The organism is Devosia sp., assembly GCF_036676215.1.
Lineage (GTDB): Bacteria > Pseudomonadota > Alphaproteobacteria > Rhizobiales > Devosiaceae > Devosia.
The window spans coordinates 1-17,456 of record NZ_JAKFDJ010000016.1 but is presented as its reverse complement, the minus strand read 5'-3'; the positions used below and the strand labels follow the sequence as shown (position 1 = coordinate 17,456).

Below are 17,456 nucleotides of genomic sequence, written 5' to 3'. Positions count from 1 at the left end.
GCGCGCCTAGCGGGCGGGCTGGCGCTTCTCGTAGAACTCATTGCCGCCCGCTTCGAGCACGTAATACATGTTGTTGTAGGGAAAGCGCAGACCGGCGGTGTGGAAGTGCTGGGCATTCTGTACCCCCGGATGGCGCGCACCCCGCAACACGTGATCGGCCATCTGGGACGCCAGTACCGCGCCGCTGTCGGTCATCCTGCGGGTGAGAACCCCTTGGGCGAACTGGTTTTTCTGGCCAACGACGCCGCAGACGGATTTGGGATAGCGGGGATCGGCCTGACGATTCATCACCACGGTACCGACGGCCAACATGCCTTCCGAACTGGAGCGGTTGGACTCGAAATACATGGCGCGCATCAGGCACTCTTTCTCGCTGAGCTGCGCCATGCCGAAATTGAGGCCCAGGAAACTGCAACCGCCAAGCACCGACGCCGACACGGCCAGCGTCAGCGCATTCAGGATAAGCCGCGATATCGGTGCCATGGGGCCGCTCCGGTCTGTTGCGTCGATGCAAGTGTGACCGAAAATGCCCCAATAGGCTTAAGGCTGCCTTGCCTCAAAGGGTTAACAATTCCTGAACGGGCCGAGCCTAGTCGCGCCTGAACAGCAAAGTCGAGAGCAGGACGATCGTCCCGAGCACGACAAGCACCGGCACCGGATTTTCCTGCACCACCTTGCCTGCGGCATGGGCCTGACGGTTGGCCTCGCGGGCCACGACAGCACCCTGGTGCCGGACTTCCTTGGCGAGGGCGACGGCATTGTGCTGGACGTCGTTGAGCGCGTGGCCGCCATAATCGCTGACAGCATCGGAGATCAAAGCAACTTCCTTGCGCAGCGCGGCAATCTGATCGAACAGCGCATCGGAGACGCTGTCGCTCGCGTCTTCCACAGTCTTGAGAGTTCTTCTAGCAGCGGTAGCCATGTGACGCTCCGGAGTTGATTTTCAGTTGCTGGCTCAACTCTGCCCCGGGCGGGAAGTTCCGGCAGCTGCTCGCAGCGGGACGTTTTGGCGGCGTCGACCGCGAAAAATTGACCATGCTCCCCTTGGCGCTTGGCGTTTCGCTCCCCAGATGCGAAAGGGACACGTCCATACGAGGGGACCCGACCATGGCATCCAAGAGCCGCGCCCGCCTCAATCGCCAGTTCGACCGCTTGCAGCGGCGCATCCCGGACTTTGCCGCCCGCTGGCTTGAGCGGATCCGCCGGCCGGGAGCGCGGCTGATACGCATTCCGCTCGGTATACTGCTGGTCTTGGGCGGCATATTCAGCTTCCTGCCGGTGCTGGGCATCTGGATGCTACCCCTGGGCCTGCTGCTGCTGGCGCTGGACCTGGTGTTTCTGCAGGGGCCGGTAAACTCCGCCGTGGTGCGCGGCACGCGCAAATTGAGCACCTGGCGTCGCGCCCGCCGCGACAAGAAGGCCGGGGGCGACAACTAGGCGCGGTGTGACGCCTCGATCAGGTCGACGGCGTCAGCCAGCTTCTCATCGATGATATGCAGATATCGCGTCCAGTCATCGACATGGCCGAGTTCGTCCGCGCCATCGGAAATCCCGCGCAATGCCAACAGGGGCACGCCGAAGGCCTGGCAGGCGCGCAGGACCGCGTAGGTTTCCATATCCACCATCTCCGCCTCGATGCCATCATAGGCCGGGCCTGACACGATATTGGCGCCGGTGGACAGGGTGGCCAAGGGGATGCCCGCCATGGTGTGCAGCGGCAGCACAGGTGGCAGATCGAGGAACGGCGTCTGGCCCTTGGGGAAGCCGAGCGCCGAGGCATCCATGTCGCGATAGTCGACGCTGCTGGCCTGGTAGACCCCGCATTGTTCAAGCCGGCGCGAACCGGCCGAGCCGAGTGAGACGACAAGCTCGGGCAAGGCGCCAGCCCGGTCGGCGAGCGCCCTGGTGACGGCGATGGCGGCCTCCACCGGGCCGACGCCGGTCATGATCGGGGCAATGCGGGCGCGCAGATGCGGGCCATATTCGGCCTCGGCGGCCATGACATAGAGGATGCTCATGGGTGCAAGGCTAGCATGGCCGGATGGCTTGCCAAGCCTTCTCGTTACCGGTTCGGTAAGGGGGGTGTGACAATCTGATGAATGTCAGCAGTTCAGGGGCCAGAAAAGTGCGTTTCGCGGTGATCGAGGGTAGCAGGGAGTGGACCGAGCCGGCACGGCCCGAAACGCGGTCTGCGACGGTGTCCATTCTCGTCGAGGATGTCGAAGCCGAGGCCCGCCGCCGTCTCCGATCCTGTCGCATCCAGGAGTGGCGCACCCGTGAATTCATCACTGGCCGCCCGATGCCCGATGATGTCCGCCATTTTGCGCTGCAGGTGGAATTTGCCGCACAGGCGATTTCGCGGCTCTCGCCCATTCCCGAGGATTTCGACAGCGACGTCTATTGGCCGCGCATGCTGGATCTCTGAGCCCGGCAACATTGTCGCCGGGCGATTGGATCAGGCGGCCTTGCCGGCGCGCGGCGCGCGTTTGCGTGGCGGCTTGATCGTGGCGGCAGCGGCCCCGGCCAGTTCGGCCAGGGCCTTGAACCAGTATTGCTGATCCTGCCCCTCGGGACGGCCATCGGCCTCCCACATCTCATAGGCACGGCGTCGGATCTGATTTTCCATCGGTAACCTCGTGCTGACTGATCGGCTGAAGATGCCCGAACATGGTTCCGGGAGGATGAACAATTGTCGGATCGCTGCCGGTTCGGCCGTCCTTGGCAAGGCCCTGCTGACGTGGGCTGGCACACTGGCGTGCATCAATGGTTGGGGATAGCCCGATTTCCCGATAACCTTGCGCGATGGCGCAGAGCGACAGGCAAGACGATGCGGAACCCCTTCCATCAGATCCTCGGCAACAATCTCGTTGCCAACATCACCAACTTCACCGTCTGGTTCGCGCTGACCTTCTGGGTCTTTCTCGAGACCCGTTCGGTATTCGCGACCGGCATGGTCGCCGGCGTTTATCTGGTGCTTACGGCGGGGTTCGGCTTCTGGTTCGGCAGCATCGTGGATCACAATCCCAAGAAGCTCGCCATGATGGGGTCGAGTGTTGTCTCAGCGGGGTTCTACACGCTGACGCTGGCCATGGTGCTACTGGAGCCCGAGGGGGCGTTCAAAAACCCCTATGGCGCCTACCTTTGGGCCTTCGTGTTTCTCGTCATGCTGGGCGTCATTGCCGGCAATATCCGCTCCATCGCGCTGCCCACGCTGGTGACCGTGCTGATTCCCGAAGATCGCCGCGACAAGGCCAATGGCCTGGTGGGCATGGTTTCAGGCATCGGCTTCCTGACGACATCGGTGATCAGCGGGTTCCTCGTCGCCTGGGGCGGCATGCTGGCGACGTTGGTGCTGGCGCTGTGCCTGACACTCGTAGCCTTCGCGCATCTGCATTTCGTCCAGATCGACGAGCGGCGCGCGGTGCCGGAGCCGGGCGTACCGCCTGAGCCGAAACGCGTCGACATCAAGGGCACCATTGCGGTGATCGCGGCGGTGCCGGGGCTGTTCGCGCTGATCTTCTTTGCCACCTTCAACAATTTCCTCGGCGGCATCTTCATGGCGCTGCTCGATGCCTATGGCCTGTCGCTGGTGTCGGTTCAGATCTGGGGGCTGACCTTCGGCGTGCTCTCCACAGCCTTCATTCTCAGCGGCATCATCATCGCCAAGACTGGCCTGGGCAGGAATCCGCTGCGCACGCTGCTGCTGGTCAATCTTATTACCTGGTCGGTGTGTTGCGTGTTCACGATCCAGCCTTCCTTCTGGCTGCTGGCGGGCGGGTGTTTTATCTGGATGCTGCTGGGGCCCTATGCCGAGGCGGCGGAACATACGACGCTGCAAAAGGTCGTGCCGCTCGAGCGCCAGGGCCGTGTTTTCGGCTTTGCCCAATCGATCGAGCAGGCGGCCTCGCCGCTGACCGCGTTCCTGATCGGGCCGCTGACGCAATTCATCGTCATTCCCTTCATGACCGATGGGGCCGGTGCCGATGCCATCGGCGGCTGGTTCGGCACCGGGCCCGATCGGGGTATCGCGCTGGTCTTTACCGTCGCCGGCTTTGTCGGCGTCGGCGTGACCATTCTGGCGCTCAATTCGCGCCATTACCGCGAACTGTCGGCGGCCTATGCCCGGGCTCCCGCTGACGCCGGCGAAGCAGCGGCGGAAAGCCCGGCCTAGCGCCGCCGCTCTCTACGCGGGTTGCAGCTTCCCCACCTCACCCTGCGGCCGCGGGAAGGCCAGTGCCATGGCGGCTGCGGCGATGCCAATGGCGGCCGAGCTGACATAGAGCCAGTGGTAATCCCCGAACGTATCGAAGATCCAGCCGCCACCAACCGGGCCGAAGGCCATGCCGATCGACGAGGTCATGGTGATGCCGCCCAGCACCATGCCCATGACCTGCGGCTCGAAATAGTCTCGGGCCAGTACGGCATAGAGCGGCATGACGCCGCCATAGGCCATGCCCAGCACCGCGGCGAGCATGTAGAACTCGGTGAGTTGGGTGACGTAAATGTAGGTGTAGATGCCGGCGGCCTGCAGCACCAGCCCGCCGATAATGACGCGCTTGACGCCAATCCGGTCGGCCAGCAGGCCGAATATGAGCCGCCCGAACAGTCCGGCGACGCCTTCCACACTGTAGATACTGGCGGCCGCGAGCGCCGAGGCGCCGCAGATCATGGCGTAGCTGACGGTGTGGAAGATCGGCCCGGAATGGGCGCCGCAGCAGAGGAAGAATACCAGAGCGAGCACGGCGAATTGTGGCGTGCGCAGCGCAGCGAAGACCGATGCCGGGCGGGCTGTCTGCTCCGTAGCGTCCGCGGGCGCCGGTACGTTGAGGGCCTCGGGAGCGCGGCGGATGAGGAAGCTGGCCGGGATCAGGATCGCCCAGGCGCCGATGGCGATCATCAGCATGGCGCTGCGCCAGCCATAGGCCTCGATCAACACGCTGGCCAGCGGCGTGACGACCATGGGAGCAACACCGGCGCCGATCGACACCAGCGAGACCGCAAGGCTGCGGTTCTTGTCGAACCAGGCGAGGGTGGTGGAGATCAGCGGCGCGAAATAGGCGCCGCCGGCCGCGCCGATCAGTCCGCCATAGGCGAGCTGGAATTGCAGCAGGTCGGTGGCGCGGCTGGCGAGGAACAGGCCGCATCCAAGCAGGATTGAGGCAACCAGCACCACCGGTCTGGCGCCGATGCGGTCGCTGAGCGTGCCCCAGCCGAAGCCGGCGACGCCCATGACAATGAAGCCCACGGTCATGGCGCCGGAAATGCCGGCGCGCGTCCAGCCGGTGTCGTCGGCCATGGGTTGCAGATAGACCGGCAAGGCAAACATGGCGCCGAAGGCCACACAGGTGATCAGCGCGCCCGTGGCAACGATGACCCAACCATATCGCGTATCCATTTTTCACGTCCCCTGAGGTTGTCATCCTCTAGACGGATGAGGCCGTGCCGGATCGACATGGGCAAGCAGATTTTTTGGCGGGCACTAGGCCAGCCCTAGCTCCGTCGTCTCGGCGATCGAGGTGACCACCCAGCGCAACACTATCTTGCCATCGTCTTCCGCGACCGACCGACAGGTGCCGTGCACGTGAAAGCTCTGCTGCTGCAGCTCGACGCGCAGACGTGCCGGTCCTGCCTGGGCATGGGCGGTTGCGCCTGTGGGCGTATCGAGCGCGGGGCCCAGCAGTCGGATGTCGCGTTGACGGTAGCCCTGTGCCTCGGCCCATTGCGCTGCGGCAATCTCGACGCATTGGTCGATTTCGCTGAGGTCGGGGCGCCCCTTGAAGGCGGGAAGATAATAGTCGCCGGCGGCGATGGACGCGAGGAAAGCGGGAATATCGGCTGGTGTCAGACGGCCGTAGCGCGAGCGCTGCGGCATCACGATCAGCGATGGCGCGAAATGGCACCCGCCAAAGTGGGTGCACTGCATCACGTCAAAGCCAAAGCCGCCAGCCTGTTCGCGCAATGCCTTGTAGATCGGGAAGCCATAGAGGGCGCAGCAGGCATTGACCTTGGCGTCGGTGCAGCAAAGGATCACCGGCCGGGGCAGAGCGGGGCCCTCGAGAGCGGTGCCGCCTGCCCAGGCGCGGATCAGCCCGGCGGCCTCCTGCTGGCTCGACGGCAAGGCCGTGCGGCCGTCGGGAAATGACACCAGTTGCAGATCGGGCTGGCCATCGCTTTCGAGCAGGCCCACATAGCGGCCCGGACCATAGGATTGGTGGATTGCCTGCTGCAACGCCGCGTCCATGCCGGCCGATTCATAGCGCGGCCGGCGCCATTTGCCCTTCGGCCAGCGTATGAACAGATGGCGCTCGGCCATCGCCCCGGTGCCGGCTAGCGGCTCCTTCTGGGCGAGGGCGAAATCGGTGCAGAAAACCTGTCCGGCGCGCATCCTTGGAACCGATCAGTCGGCTGCGGGCGCCGGCACGCCATAGATCTCGGCGATGTCGTCGAGCATCATGTAGGCGCTATAAATGCCACCACCCAGGTTCCAGGCCAGTTCCTCGACGCGTGTCGCCTTGCCAGCCTCCACGGCCGGCAGGACCAGCCAGAGCGGATCGTTGAGCCACTCTTCCAGATTGGTCAGCGATTCCGCATCGTCGGCGTCGGCGGCAAAGTAGAAGATGCGGTCGCCCGCCATCTCCGGAATGCGCTCCCTGCCGATCTGCACGAAGGTCTCCTCGCTGCGCTGCAGCGGCGGCCGCGCAAAGCCCACCAGATCGAGCACCACACCGGGGAAGGAATGGTCCGAATAAATTCGGGTCCGGCCGGGCGCGAACCGCACCAGCGAGATAGTCTCACTGGTGGCGTCACCGATGGCCGTGGCAAGTGCGTTGGCATGGGCTTCGAGCGCCGCGACATTGGCTTTCGCCTCGTCGCCGAGCCCCAGCACCTCGCCATAGAACTGATAATTGTCCAGCCAGGCAGAACCGATGGTCTCCGACATCACCGTCGGTGCAATGGCCGAGAGCTGCGGATAGATCTTTTCCTGGCGCACCTTGGTGCCGATGATCAGGTCGGGCTCAAGCGCGGCCAACATTTCCAGGTTGATCGCCGTTTCCGTACCGAGTGACACCGCGTCGCCGAGTTGGTCTGCCAGGTGCGGATAGAACGGATTGCCCTCCCAGGACTGCGCCGCGGCCACCGGATGCACACCAAGATGCAGCAGCGCTTCGGTACCCTCATTGGTCAGAATCACCACGCGCAGCGGCGCGTCGGGCACCTCGGTCACGCCCATGGCGTGGGTGATCTCGCGCGCATTCGCGACGCCGGCAAGGCCGAGGGCAAGGGTCGAGCCCGTCAGGGCGGCGGCAAGGATCATTCTGAACATCGGGCAATCTCGTCTGGAGTGAAAAAAGAACCGGGCCGGCAATGCCAGCCCGGTTGCGATGGTCAGCGGGTGGGCGTCAGCCCGTAGATGGTTTCGATATCGTCCAGCATGACATTGGCAGCGATGATGCCGCCCGCGGTGTTCCAGATGGCGTCCGACACGGGCTGCGCCTTGCCGGCCTGCACCACGGGAAGGGCGGCCCAGAGCGGATCGGCCATCCATTCGGCAGCGGCGCTGTCGGCCGCGCCATCGCCGGTCTCATAGACGTAGTAGAACAGGCGATCGCCGCCGAATTCGGGGATGCGTTCCTTGGTCACTTCGTCGGCGAATTCATCGCGATCCTGATTGGTCGGGCGGGCAAAGCCGATCTGGCCCAGCACGGTCCCGGCGAAAGTATCCTTGAGATAAATGCGGGTGCGGCCAGACATGAAGCGCACCAGCGAAATCTGCTCGGCCTTGGCCTCGCCCAGCTGGTCGCTAATCGCCGCGACGCGTGCGTCATAGGCAGCAAAGGCTGCCTCGGCTTCCGCCGTCTTGCCCACCGCTTCCGCGTAGAGCGCCATGTTGACCTTCCAGTCGCCGCGCAGGCGTTCCGAAATCACGGTCGGCGCGATGGCCGAGAGCTGCTCGTAGATCTTTTCATGTCGGATCATGGTGCCGATGATGAGGTCTGGCTCAAGAGCAGCCAGCAATTCGAGATCGACCGCGGATTCCTCGCCCAGCACGGTCACATCGGCCATCTGCACGGCAATGTGGTCGTACCAGGGATCACCCAGCCAGGAACGCACGGCGCCGACCGGTGTAATGCCGACAGCCAGCAGCGCTTCCGTTCCTTCGTTGGTCAGGACGACCACTCGCTGTGGCGCATCCGGCACGTCGGCCGTGCCCATGGAGTGGATCACTTCGCGCGCTACGACCGCCGGAGCCAGCGCCAGGGCAAACGCGACCGTCGCGGCGGTCAGGACAGTCTGAATGGTGCGCATCGCATCCTCTAACTTGACAAGAGTCATCATGAATGATTTGGGCAATCACCAGACTTTATCCGGACTGTCAATATCAACATTACGAGCCTGTCCTGACTTTCATTCCCTCAACCCGGCAAGCTCTGCCAATGCCAGCCATCTATGCCGGGCTGGGCACCGCGCTATGCTGCGTGCTGCTGGTCAGCATGACGCTTGGATACCGGCTCTACGGCCTCGATCAGGTCTGGGCCACGCTCGTCGCCTTCGATGGTTCGGAGACGGCGGTGGTCATTGCCAATTTGCGGCTGCCGCGGGCGATCATTGCGCCGCTGGTCGGGGCGGGCCTGGGCGTGGCCGGGGTGATCGTGCAGACGTTGTCGCGCAATCGCATCGCCTCTCCCGACACACTTGGACTCAATGCAGGGGCCTCGCTCGGCGTGGTCATTGCCAGCTTCTGGCTGGGTATCGGCTCGCTTGTGGGCCTGTCTTTGGCTGCGGCGCTTGGTGCGCTGGCCGCGAGCCTGCTGGTCTTTGCCATCGCGGCGGGGGCTGGAGGGCTTTCACCCCTTCGCATCGTGCTGATTGGCGTGACCATTGCCGGGCTTGGTCATTCCCTGGTGGAAGTGGTGCTGACCACCAACGAGGCTCAACTGCAACAATTGCTGTTCTGGCTGTCGGGTGCCTTTGTCGACCGCCCGATGGCGCTGGCGCAGACCGGGGCGCCCATCATCGGGCTTGGCGTCATCCTCGCGCTGCTGCTGGCACGGCAGCTCGATGCGCTGCAGGCCGATGATTCCACCGCTACGGGCCTTGGGGTGCCGCTATTCCTGGTCAGGGGCGGCAGCTTTGTCGCGGTATCGCTGCTGACCGGCGCCGCCGTGGCCATGGCGGGGCCGGTGGGCTTTGTGGGGCTGGTGGTGCCCCATGCGGCGCGCTGGCTCGTGGGGTTGCGCCACGGAAGGCTGATCCCGGTGGCGGCACTGATCGGGGCCATCTACGCGACCCTGGCGGATGTGGCGGCCCGCTTCGTCATCTACCCCACCGAAGCCCCGGTGGGCGCGATCACCGCGGTTGTCGGCGGTCTGGTGCTGCTGGTGCTGTTGAAGCGGAGGGCGGCATGAGCGGCCTGCCCAATACCGTCGCGACGATACGGACGCCGGTGGCCCTGGCCATAATGGGCCTTGCCTTCGTGCTGCTGGCGCTGAGCGGGGTGGCCTTCGGGTCGACCTGGATCGCGCTTGACCAAGTGGCCGGCGTCATCCTGGGGGCGGGTGACAGGACACAGCAGATCATCGTCCTGCAGCTGCGCCTGCCGCGCGTTGCCATTGCCATCCTGGCCGGCGGGGGCATGGCAGTGGCCGGTTTCCTGCTGCAGAAGATCACCCGCAATTCGCTGGCCTCGCCCGGCGTGCTGGGGGTCATCGATGGCGCGGCGCTGGGCGTGGTCATTTTCCTGGCCGCGCTCTCCAACGAATCCAATGCGCTGGTGACCTCTATCGCCTATCAGCCCGTCGCGGCGACGATCGGCGCGCTGGTGGCGATCAGCCTGGTCTTCATCCTGTCCGGCCGGCAGGCCTCGTCGGCAATCCGGCTGCTGCTGTTCGGCATTGCCGTGGCGGCCGTCGCCAAGTCGCTCACCATGATCCTGATGCTGATCGGGCCGATCTATCAGACCAGCCAGGCGGCGCGCTGGCTGGCGGGGGCCGTCAACGAGGTCAACTGGGGCGAAATCCAGATTACTGCCATTGCCATGGTGCCGATCATGCTGCTGGTGCTGGCGGCAGGGCGCAAGCTGCCGCCGGCCGATCTCGACGAGGTCTCGGCGCGCGGCATCGGGCTGGACCTGCCACTCTTTCGCATCCTGATCTTCGCGCTGGCGGCGGCGCTGACTGCGCTGTCGGTGGCCTTTGTCGGTGGCGTCGGCTTTATCGGCCTGATGGCACCGCATCTGGCGCGGCTCCTGGTGGGGCGCAACATCTTCGCGGGCCTGGTTGGCAGCTTTCTGCTCGGCGCCATCATGCTGGTGGGCGCCGATCTCATCGTGCGGGTCCTGTTCGCGCCGATCGAGGTTCCGGCCGGCACGGTGACCGCGATCATTGGCGCCCCCTATTTCCTGTTCCTGCTGATGGGCAAGCAACGCCATGACGGATAACGGCTCCCCTTATCGCATAGAGGTGCGAGACCTCAGCCTGGGCTACGGCAATCTGAGCGTGCTGAAGGCCCTGTCGCTGCCCATCGAGCGGGGCAAGATCACGGTGCTGGCCGGACCCAATGGCTGCGGCAAATCCACTCTGCTGCGGGCGCTTCGGCGGCTGCACAAGCCGACCAGCGGCCATATCCTGCTCGAGGAGGTCGATATCGCCCGCCTTGGCGACAAGGCGCTGGCCCGCCAGATCGGCCTTCTGGCGCAGAGCCCTTCGGCACCCGAAGACATGACGGTGGAAGAACTGGTTCGGCTCGGCCGCTATCCGCATCAGTCCATGTTGCAGCCCTGGAGCCGCGACGATGGTGAGGCGCTGGAACTGGCCATGGCCGGCACCCGCGTGGCCCATCTGCGCGAGCGCCGCCTGGGCTCGCTGTCGGGTGGGCAGTTGCAGCGCGTCTGGATCGCCATGGTGCTGGCCCAGCAGACCGACGTCGTCTGTCTCGACGAGCCGGTCAATCATCTCGACATGGCCCATCAGCTCGATTGCCTCGATCTGGTGCGCCAGCTGCGCGACGAATTCGGCCGCACCGTGGTCCTGGTGCTGCATGATCTCAATCTGGCGGCGCGCTATGCCGATCACTTGGTCTTCCTGCGCGACGGCGTCATCGCCGCCGCCGGCACGCCCGAGCAATTGATGACCGAGGATACCATTGCCAGCGTGTTCGACGTGCGCTGCCGCATCATCACCGATCCGGTGCATGGCCGGCCCCTCTGCATCCCGTTGCGGACCGAGACGGCCGCGCCGGGATCGATCACGCTGGGATGAGCGTGCCGCGACAGGCGGGCGCCGGGTTTCAAGCCAATGCGGTCACGCCGTCAGCGACCGTTCTCTGTCGTTGAGCGGCTCGCCGACATTGGGGTGGCCTTGGCCAGTGATGATCAGCGCCTGCAGACTGCCGCGGATATAGGTGCCCCAGCCGTCCGAGCAGATGTCGAAGCACTCGTAATCCGGCACCAGGCCGATATGGGTGAAGGTGACCTGAGTGCCTTCCGGCGTGCTCGAAATGTCGAAGACGATGTCGGTGCCCGTCCATTCGCTCTTGTCGGCCGTGAAATTGAAGTAATTGTCGAGGACGTGCCAGGTCACCTTGCTGGCTGGAACCAGGCCTGTGACTTCGATGCGGCAGCGATGCACATCCCGGAACCGGTAGTCGAATGCTTCGCCCGCCCTGTCGGTGGGGCCGTTGATATTCTCGGACCACCAGCCGCGCACATTGATGATGGCGGCGTAGGCTTCGGCGGGGCTCTGGGGGACGGTGAAACGGGTGGTATAGCTGAGATCGTTCATGGGCTTTCTCCGGTTTGAGGCATAGTCCAGCCATTGCCGGCGCCGCATGCGCCGGGTCTGGCATTTCGGGTGATTGTCGGTGTTCGGCTAGGGTGTGAGCCTTACGCCGTCGAGCTTGTAGTGATCGACATAGACTGCCTGCATCCTGCGCCAACCATTGAGGTCGACCGGCGGGGCCGACCCGTCGAGCAGGCGGCCCAGATGGGCCAGGAAATCGTGCCACCCGGGCAGCATCAGTGCGCTATTGGCATAGGGCATGCCCTGGTGGGTGAAGACCAGGCGGGTGGTGCCGCCCTGCTGTTCCAGCTCGTAGCGCACCACGGAGTCGGGGGCATGGGTATTGGACCAGCTGAACTCCAGCACATGCGGCGGCTCCCAGACGCGCACGCGGCCCGTCATCGGGTGCGACCCGTCAACCATCAACTCGAAGCGACCCCCGACGCGCGGCTCCACAAGGGAGGCACCCATCCAGTCGGCGAGGCGCGCCGGATCGGTCAGCGCGCTCCACACCGTCTCGACCGGGCGCGGATAGTGACGCTCGAAGCGGACATCGATATGCTCGCCCTGGCGCTCGAAGGTGCCGAGATCTTCGCTGGCCGCCATATCAATCACTCCTGCTGAGGTGGTCGCCCAGGGCATCGAGCTTGCCGGCCCAGAAGGCCCGATAGGGGGCAAGCCATTCGTCGAGCTCCGCCAGCGGCGCCGTGTCGAGGCTGTAGAGGCGGCGCGGACCATCGATCCGGATCCGCACCAGCCCGGCCGTATGCAGGGCCTTGAGGTGCTTGGAAACGTTCGGCTGGGGCAAGGCGAGCGTGTCGACCAAAGCGCCGGCGGGCTGCTCGCCGTCCCGCAGGAGGGCAAGAATGTCGCGGCGAACGGGGTCGGATATGGCGGTGAAAATGGACATGGCCATATATTCCAAACAAGGAATATGCTTGTCAAGGAATATTATAGATACCCCAAATCGAATGGCGCTGCCGGCCAGCTTTTTCGCCCCAAAGGTTTACATACCGGCCTCAGTCCCTACATTGACCCATCGCTGTCGCGCGCTTTGCCGTGCGGCCTACCTAGATTGGGCAGCCTGTTCCACGCCCACAATCTCAGAAGGAAACAGCCATGACTGAAGCCAAGATGGGCGACGTCGTACGCATCAATTATACCGGGCGCCTGACCAACGGCACCCAGTTCGATTCCTCGACCGGCAAGGAGCCGCTGGAATTCACCATCGGGCTCGGTCAGGTGATCAAGGGCCTCGAGGCCCATGTTGCCGGCATGGAGCCGGGCAGCAAGAGCACGGTGACCATTCCCTGCGACCAGGCCTATGGCCCCCATCGCCCCGAGGCGATCCAGACGCTAGACCGCGCCAAGGTGCCCTCCGGCATCGACGTGCGCGTGGGCACGCAGCTGCAGGCCCGCACTGCCGATGGCGGCGTGCTGCCGATCACGGTGGTGGGAATCGACGACGCCAGCGTCAAGGTCGACGCCAACCACCCGCTGGCCGGCAAGGACCTGGTCTTCGACGTCGAACTTGTCGAGATCGTCAAGGCGGCGTGAGCCCTCCCGGATTGCATGCACCTGCATCCCCGCTGGCTGCTTGTCGGCGGGGAGGATAGGTTTGTCTGGCGCGCATTTGCATGCAGCGGACGATTGGTATTATGCCGCTGAGGGCGCGATCGGCGCCGCGTCGAGACGGAGATTGCAGTGAGCGTCGCTTTCACCAAGGAAGACAGTGCCGAAACGGCGGCGGAGACCCTGCTGCCCGACCGGCCGATCTCGACCGAACCAAACCTCGTCACGGCGGCAGGCCTTGCCGCCCTGGAACGGCAGCTCGCCGCGGCGCGTGACGCCTATGAGGCCGCCATGCTGATCGAGGACGTCAACGAAAAGCGCCGCCAGGCCGCCGGCCCGCTGCGCGACCTGCGCTATTTCGCCGAACGCGTCCGCACCGCCCAACTCATTCCACCGCCCGCGACGAATGAGGTTGTTGCCTTCGGCAGCACGGTGACCTTCACTCGCGATGACGGGCGGGTGCAGACCTACGCCATCGTCGGTGAGGACGAGGCGAATCCCAAGGTCGGCTCGATCTCGTTTGCCTCCCCGATTGCGCGCGCGATGATGGGGAAGGTCGTGGGCGACGAGGTGAGCGTGGGCGGCCGCGAGGTTGAGATCGTGGCGATCCGCTAGGCACTTCATTGCCGACCGACTTGGTTTCCGGCGACGGAACAGGCCTCCAGCCTATTCGAGATGCTGCGTCCGCGAACGGCATAGGCGCCCGTGGGCGACAGTGTTGCCTTCGGCCGCACTGTAACCTTAGTCGTGACGACGGGCGTGTCCAGAATGGCGCAGTAAGTCGTACCCCGTGTCGCGGAGGCGCCAGGGGGTAGGGACATCAGTACCGACGACGCGAGGCGAGCGGCACTCTAGCTGGCGACGTAGCCGGCGGTGACTTCGTCCTTGTGCGCAGCAAAGGCGCCGAGCACTTCGTTCTTTTCCGCCTCCGGGACTTCAAAGAAGTCGAGCGTCCGGCCGAGTTCGGCGGCAACCTCGTCGAATTCCGCGGGCGAAATCTTGAGGTCGCGGTGGGCTTCCTCGAGGCCGAGCGGGGTTGAGCCGGGCTTGGTGGGCGAGAACTGGAACGGGCCGCCCGAAACCTCGCAGACCCAGAGCGTTCGCATGAATTTGAGACCCGGCAATCTTCCCAGATTGCTGGTGTGCCATTCCTTGAGCTGTGGGTTCTCCGAGTTCTGCCCGACGATCGGGTTGGCGACGACAGCATCGCTGAAGTGGTCGACCACAGCGGCAATGGCGAATACCCCGCCCAGCCGCTCATAGAGGGGCTTGTCCTGCGCGAGTGCGCCGGTGGATCGTCCCGCCACCGATAGTGCCGCCACCGAGGCGGCAGTCAGGGTCAACCCGGCGACGACATGTCGTCTCGTAATGGAAACAGCTTCTGTCATGGTCATCTCCTGTAGGAGTTGCAGACGCGGCTACGCCGAGGGATCCTGCTCCCGGCCGCGAGGCGGGCGACCCCAGCACTGGCTCGGCCCTGCTCCTGGAAGCTAGTTCGTGGACAACGTAGCTGACATGGGCACGGCGCCGTCCGGCAAGCCCCACGGTCGGTGCCTAGCGCATTAGATGACTCGCGTGGCAAAGGCTTCTGAAGGGAGGTCCGGCGGTCAAAGTCAATGCACGAGATGTCATTTCGATCCCCTTTTGTTCAGCAAGCAAGCAGCGGCTTTTGATCTTGCAAACGGCCAAGTCTTGCCTCCTAGATAGGCAGCGAGGAATTCTGGGCGTTTTTTTGTACAATCATGGGAATGCTGATGACGAAGATGATGATGAAACGGCGCGCCTTTGTGTCGGCGCTGGCATTGGGTACGGCGCTGGCCCTGTCGGGCGCGAGCCTTGCGCAGGATGTGACCAAAGTCGCCGCGATTTGGACGGTGCCGGTCGAGCAGCAATGGGCCAGCCGTCTGCATAACGCGCTGGTCGCGGCGCAGGACCGCGGCGAGATCGAATATGTCTATTCCGAAAACGTCACCAATACCGACTATGAGCGGGTGATGCGCGAATATGCCGAGCAGGGCGTCAAGCTCATGGTCGGCGAGGCCTTTGGCGTGGAACAGCCGGCTCGTGCTGTGGCGTCTGAATACCCCGAGATCATGTTCCTCATGGGCTCGTCGCTGCCGCCGGTTGAGCCGAACTTTGCTACCTTTGACAATTTCATCCATGAGCCAAGCTACCTCACCGGCATGGTGGCAGGCGGCAAGACGGAGTCGAACGTCATCGGCATGGTCGGGGGCTACGCCATTCCGGAAGTGAACCGGCTCATGAACGCCTTCATGGCTGGCGCGCTGTCGGTGAACCCGGACGTCAAGTTCTCCGTCAGCTTCATCAACTCCTGGTATGATCCACCCAAGGCCAAGGAAGCCGCCTTCGCCATGGTCGATGCGGGAGCCGACATCCTCTATGCCGAGCGCTTCGGCGTCAGCGACGCCGCCAAGGAACGCGGTATCCTCGCCATCGGTAACGTCATCGATACGGCCGCCGATTATCCCGGCATCATCCTGGCCAGCGCGCTCTGGCATGGCGAGCCAATGATCGACAAGGCCATTGCCGACGTGAAAGCCGGCACCTTTGCCGCCTCCGACTACGGCATCTACGCCTTCATGGAGCATGGCGGTTCGAGCGCCGTCTATGACGAAGCGCTGGCAGGCGCCGAAGTCGTCGCTGCGGCCAAGGCAAAGGAAGCTGAGATCATATCCGGCGCCTTTACGGTCGAAATCAACGACGCCGAGCCGTCTTCGACCATGTAGTCTTCTGCCGGGCGCCTTTGGTGCCCGGCTCACTTCGTTCCGGGGCAGTCATGCAGCATCAGCAGGCGAATGTCGTGCTCTCGCTCGAGGGCATCACCAAGCGCTTCGGCAAGCTCATGGCCAATGACAGGATTGATCTCAGCCTCCGTAGAGGCGAAATCCTGGCGCTGCTGGGTGAGAACGGCGCCGGCAAGACCACGCTGATGAACATTCTCTTTGGCCACTACGTACAGGACGAAGGCGTGGTGCACGTCGCGGCCGGGGACGGTCAGTTGCATACCCTGCCCAGTGGCTCGCCTGGCGCGGCCCTTGCCGCCGGTATCGGCATGGTGCACCAGCATTTCGCGCTCGCCGAAAATCTCTCCGGCCTCGACAATATCCGTCTCGGCACCGAAGGCCTGTTGGCTTTGGGTGGCAAATCCGGGGCCCGCAGAAAAGTCCGGCAGATCATCGCGGAAAGCGGGCTGGAGGTCGATCTCGACCGACCGGTTGCCGCTCTCACTGTGGGCGAGAAACAGCGCGTCGAGATCCTCAAGGCGCTCTATCGCAATGTCCGCGTGCTGATCCTCGACGAGCCTACCGCGGTGCTGACCCCGCAGGAATCCGAGGGTCTCTTCGCCGTGCTGCGCCGGCTGGCGGCGGGCGGCCTCGGCGTCATCTTCATCTCGCACAAGCTGGGTGAAGTGCTCTCGGTGTCCCACCGCATCCTCGTGCTGCGCGCCGGTCGCAAGGCTGGCGAGCTGGTCACTGCAGATGCAGACCGCCGCGCCATCGCCGACCTTATGGTGGGCAAGGCCGTGGCCGAGATCAGCCGCACGCAAGCCCATCCGGCAGAGGTCCTGCTCGAATTCGACGCGGTCCACCTGCGCCAGTCCTCCACGCGCCAATCCCTGCGCAATGTCAGCTTCCGCCTTCGAGCCGGCGAGATCGTCGGTCTCGCTGGCGTGTCTGGCAACGGGCAGGGGGGTATCGCCGCGGTGATTTCCGGCCTTGCCATTCCCGACGCCGGCGCCCTGCGCCTCTACGGTAAGCCGGTTATCCAGGCTGATCCCCGCGTGATGGTGGCCGCCGGTGTGGCGCGCATGCCCGAGGACCGGCAGCAGGACGGCGTCGTTGGCACGATGAGCGTCGCCGACAACATTGCCATCGAGCAAGTCCGCAACCGCAACTTCTCCCGCGCCGGCTTGCTTGACCGCAAGGCCATGCAGGCCCGTGCCACCAGCGCTATTGCCGATTACGACATTCGCTGCCCTGGTCCTGACGCTGAGGCACGCCTCCTCTCGGGCGGTAATGTGCAGAAGCTCATCCTCGCGCGCGTGCTCGAACGCGAACCACGGGTCATCCTCGCCAACCAGCCGAC

At 64.4% G+C, this 17,456-nt stretch carries 21 protein-coding genes and 1 pseudogene; 10 read left to right on the top strand and 12 right to left on the bottom strand.

Features of this window, described 5'->3' with window-relative positions:
- Positions 1–21: 21 nt before the first annotated feature.
- Positions 22–387, bottom strand: a pseudogene (locus V6M52_RS01040) (cell wall hydrolase); the annotation flags it as partial.
- A 202-nt stretch (positions 388–589) separates the two neighbouring features.
- On the bottom strand, positions 590–922 hold the full coding sequence (locus V6M52_RS01035; protein ID WP_332689955.1) for a hypothetical protein: 333 nt from the start codon (positions 920–922) through the stop codon (positions 590–592).
- Positions 923–1,107: 185 nt separating this feature from the next.
- Here V6M52_RS01035 and V6M52_RS01030 point away from each other — a divergent pair, with 185 nt between their 5' ends.
- Positions 1,108–1,437 carry a hypothetical protein gene (locus tag V6M52_RS01030; RefSeq protein WP_332698503.1) on the top strand — a complete coding sequence of 110 codons (330 nt, stop codon included), beginning with the start codon at positions 1,108–1,110 and terminating at the stop codon, positions 1,435–1,437.
- Here V6M52_RS01030 and V6M52_RS01025 read toward each other — a convergent pair.
- Positions 1,434–2,018, bottom strand: a complete 585-nt coding sequence (locus tag V6M52_RS01025; protein WP_332698500.1) for a 5'-methylthioadenosine/S-adenosylhomocysteine nucleosidase — start codon at positions 2,016–2,018, stop codon at positions 1,434–1,436. The genes V6M52_RS01030 and V6M52_RS01025 overlap by 4 nt on opposite strands.
- Positions 2,019–2,095: 77 nt before the next feature.
- Between V6M52_RS01025 and V6M52_RS01020 the strand changes: the two genes are divergently transcribed.
- On the top strand, positions 2,096–2,425 hold the full coding sequence (locus V6M52_RS01020; RefSeq protein WP_332698497.1) for a hypothetical protein: 330 nt from the start codon (positions 2,096–2,098) through the stop codon (positions 2,423–2,425).
- 30 nt (positions 2,426–2,455) lie between these two features.
- Here the strand turns inward: V6M52_RS01020 and V6M52_RS19930 are convergent, their stop codons facing one another.
- A complete protein-coding gene (locus V6M52_RS19930) occupies positions 2,456–2,626 on the bottom strand; it encodes a DUF2934 domain-containing protein (RefSeq protein ID WP_442881796.1) in 171 nt (56 codons plus the stop codon).
- Between the two features lie 201 nt (positions 2,627–2,827).
- Here V6M52_RS19930 and V6M52_RS01010 point away from each other — a divergent pair, with 201 nt between their 5' ends.
- Positions 2,828–4,171 (top strand): MFS transporter, encoded by a 1,344-nt coding sequence (locus V6M52_RS01010; protein WP_332698494.1) that lies wholly within the window; start codon positions 2,828–2,830, stop codon positions 4,169–4,171.
- A gap of 12 nt (positions 4,172–4,183) precedes the next feature.
- Here the strand turns inward: V6M52_RS01010 and V6M52_RS01005 are convergent, their stop codons facing one another.
- The 4 genes from V6M52_RS01005 to V6M52_RS00990 form a co-directional block, all read right to left on the bottom strand.
- The gene (locus tag V6M52_RS01005; protein ID WP_332698491.1) at positions 4,184–5,395 is read right to left on the bottom strand and encodes an MFS transporter; all 1,212 of its coding nucleotides are present in this window, start codon (positions 5,393–5,395) and stop codon (positions 4,184–4,186) included.
- Between the two features lie 84 nt (positions 5,396–5,479).
- Positions 5,480–6,385, bottom strand: coding sequence for a sucrase ferredoxin (locus V6M52_RS01000; RefSeq protein ID WP_332698488.1), 906 nt, complete (start codon positions 6,383–6,385; stop codon positions 5,480–5,482).
- Positions 6,386–6,397: 12 nt separating this feature from the next.
- Positions 6,398–7,324: an ABC transporter substrate-binding protein gene (locus tag V6M52_RS00995; protein ID WP_332689976.1), complete on the bottom strand. Its 927-nt coding sequence runs from the start codon at positions 7,322–7,324 to the stop codon at positions 6,398–6,400.
- A gap of 62 nt (positions 7,325–7,386) precedes the next feature.
- Positions 7,387–8,307, bottom strand: coding sequence for an ABC transporter substrate-binding protein (locus V6M52_RS00990; RefSeq protein ID WP_332689979.1), 921 nt, complete (start codon positions 8,305–8,307; stop codon positions 7,387–7,389).
- Between the two features lie 128 nt (positions 8,308–8,435).
- Here V6M52_RS00990 and V6M52_RS00985 point away from each other — a divergent pair, with 128 nt between their 5' ends.
- The 3 genes from V6M52_RS00985 to V6M52_RS00975 are packed head-to-tail and all read left to right on the top strand — an operon-like array spanning position 8,436 to position 11,258.
- Positions 8,436–9,407 (top strand): FecCD family ABC transporter permease, encoded by a 972-nt coding sequence (locus V6M52_RS00985; RefSeq protein WP_332698485.1) that lies wholly within the window; start codon positions 8,436–8,438, stop codon positions 9,405–9,407.
- Positions 9,404–10,438: a FecCD family ABC transporter permease gene (locus V6M52_RS00980; protein ID WP_332698482.1), complete on the top strand. Its 1,035-nt coding sequence runs from the start codon at positions 9,404–9,406 to the stop codon at positions 10,436–10,438. Before V6M52_RS00985 ends, V6M52_RS00980 begins: the two co-directional genes overlap by 4 nt.
- Positions 10,428–11,258 carry an ABC transporter ATP-binding protein gene (locus tag V6M52_RS00975; protein ID WP_332698479.1) on the top strand — a complete coding sequence of 277 codons (831 nt, stop codon included), beginning with the start codon at positions 10,428–10,430 and terminating at the stop codon, positions 11,256–11,258. Before V6M52_RS00980 ends, V6M52_RS00975 begins: the two co-directional genes overlap by 11 nt.
- 42 nt (positions 11,259–11,300) lie before the next feature.
- Here the strand turns inward: V6M52_RS00975 and V6M52_RS00970 are convergent, their stop codons facing one another.
- The 3 genes from V6M52_RS00970 to V6M52_RS00960 all read right to left on the bottom strand — a co-directional run bounded on the left by V6M52_RS00970 (position 11,301) and on the right by V6M52_RS00960 (position 12,687).
- Positions 11,301–11,780: an SRPBCC family protein gene (locus V6M52_RS00970; protein ID WP_332698476.1), complete on the bottom strand. Its 480-nt coding sequence runs from the start codon at positions 11,778–11,780 to the stop codon at positions 11,301–11,303.
- Between the two features lie 87 nt (positions 11,781–11,867).
- Positions 11,868–12,383, bottom strand: a complete 516-nt coding sequence (locus V6M52_RS00965) for an SRPBCC family protein (RefSeq protein WP_332689994.1) — start codon at positions 12,381–12,383, stop codon at positions 11,868–11,870.
- A 1-nt stretch (position 12,384) separates the two neighbouring features.
- Positions 12,385–12,687, bottom strand: coding sequence for an ArsR/SmtB family transcription factor (locus tag V6M52_RS00960; RefSeq protein ID WP_332689997.1), 303 nt, complete (start codon positions 12,685–12,687; stop codon positions 12,385–12,387).
- A gap of 209 nt (positions 12,688–12,896) precedes the next feature.
- On the opposite strand from V6M52_RS00960, the gene V6M52_RS00955 reads away from it, so the two are divergent.
- Both V6M52_RS00955 and greA read left to right on the top strand, forming a co-directional pair.
- A complete protein-coding gene (locus tag V6M52_RS00955) occupies positions 12,897–13,334 on the top strand; it encodes an FKBP-type peptidyl-prolyl cis-trans isomerase (RefSeq protein ID WP_332690000.1) in 438 nt (145 codons plus the stop codon).
- Between the two features lie 147 nt (positions 13,335–13,481).
- Positions 13,482–13,964 carry a transcription elongation factor GreA gene (gene greA / locus V6M52_RS00950; RefSeq protein ID WP_332698473.1) on the top strand — a complete coding sequence of 161 codons (483 nt, stop codon included), beginning with the start codon at positions 13,482–13,484 and terminating at the stop codon, positions 13,962–13,964.
- Between the two features lie 236 nt (positions 13,965–14,200).
- On the opposite strand, the gene V6M52_RS00945 is transcribed toward greA, so the two are convergent.
- Positions 14,201–14,737, bottom strand: a complete 537-nt coding sequence (locus V6M52_RS00945) for a group I truncated hemoglobin (RefSeq protein WP_332698470.1) — start codon at positions 14,735–14,737, stop codon at positions 14,201–14,203.
- A gap of 366 nt (positions 14,738–15,103) precedes the next feature.
- Here V6M52_RS00945 and V6M52_RS00940 point away from each other — a divergent pair, with 366 nt between their 5' ends.
- Positions 15,104–16,096, top strand: coding sequence for a BMP family protein (locus tag V6M52_RS00940; RefSeq protein ID WP_442881795.1), 993 nt, complete (start codon positions 15,104–15,106; stop codon positions 16,094–16,096).
- Between the two features lie 50 nt (positions 16,097–16,146).
- Positions 16,147–17,456 (top strand): ABC transporter ATP-binding protein (locus tag V6M52_RS00935; RefSeq protein WP_332698467.1); only part of this gene is annotated, 1,310 nt, incomplete at its 3' end.

Coding starts and splice junctions, on each gene's coding strand:
- V6M52_RS01035 (WP_332689955.1), bottom strand. CDS start 922: ATGGCTACCGCTGCTAGAAGAACTCTCAAGACTGTGGAAGACGCGAGC.
- V6M52_RS01030 (WP_332698503.1), top strand. CDS start 1,108: ATGGCATCCAAGAGCCGCGCCCGCCTCAATCGCCAGTTCGACCGCTTG.
- V6M52_RS01025 (WP_332698500.1), bottom strand. CDS start 2,018: ATGAGCATCCTCTATGTCATGGCCGCCGAGGCCGAATATGGCCCGCAT.
- V6M52_RS01020 (WP_332698497.1), top strand. CDS start 2,096: ATGAATGTCAGCAGTTCAGGGGCCAGAAAAGTGCGTTTCGCGGTGATC.
- V6M52_RS19930 (WP_442881796.1), bottom strand. CDS start 2,626: ATGGAAAATCAGATCCGACGCCGTGCCTATGAGATGTGGGAGGCCGAT.
- V6M52_RS01010 (WP_332698494.1), top strand. CDS start 2,828: ATGCGGAACCCCTTCCATCAGATCCTCGGCAACAATCTCGTTGCCAAC.
- V6M52_RS01005 (WP_332698491.1), bottom strand. CDS start 5,395: ATGGATACGCGATATGGTTGGGTCATCGTTGCCACGGGCGCGCTGATC.
- V6M52_RS01000 (WP_332698488.1), bottom strand. CDS start 6,385: ATGCGCGCCGGACAGGTTTTCTGCACCGATTTCGCCCTCGCCCAGAAG.
- V6M52_RS00995 (WP_332689976.1), bottom strand. CDS start 7,324: ATGTTCAGAATGATCCTTGCCGCCGCCCTGACGGGCTCGACCCTTGCC.
- V6M52_RS00990 (WP_332689979.1), bottom strand. CDS start 8,307: ATGCGCACCATTCAGACTGTCCTGACCGCCGCGACGGTCGCGTTTGCC.
- V6M52_RS00985 (WP_332698485.1), top strand. CDS start 8,436: ATGCCAGCCATCTATGCCGGGCTGGGCACCGCGCTATGCTGCGTGCTG.
- V6M52_RS00980 (WP_332698482.1), top strand. CDS start 9,404: ATGAGCGGCCTGCCCAATACCGTCGCGACGATACGGACGCCGGTGGCC.
- V6M52_RS00975 (WP_332698479.1), top strand. CDS start 10,428: ATGACGGATAACGGCTCCCCTTATCGCATAGAGGTGCGAGACCTCAGC.
- V6M52_RS00970 (WP_332698476.1), bottom strand. CDS start 11,780: ATGAACGATCTCAGCTATACCACCCGTTTCACCGTCCCCCAGAGCCCC.
- V6M52_RS00965 (WP_332689994.1), bottom strand. CDS start 12,383: ATGGCGGCCAGCGAAGATCTCGGCACCTTCGAGCGCCAGGGCGAGCAT.
- V6M52_RS00960 (WP_332689997.1), bottom strand. CDS start 12,687: ATGTCCATTTTCACCGCCATATCCGACCCCGTTCGCCGCGACATTCTT.
- V6M52_RS00955 (WP_332690000.1), top strand. CDS start 12,897: ATGACTGAAGCCAAGATGGGCGACGTCGTACGCATCAATTATACCGGG.
- V6M52_RS00945 (WP_332698470.1), bottom strand. CDS start 14,737: ATGACAGAAGCTGTTTCCATTACGAGACGACATGTCGTCGCCGGGTTG.
- V6M52_RS00940 (WP_442881795.1), top strand. CDS start 15,104: ATGACGAAGATGATGATGAAACGGCGCGCCTTTGTGTCGGCGCTGGCA.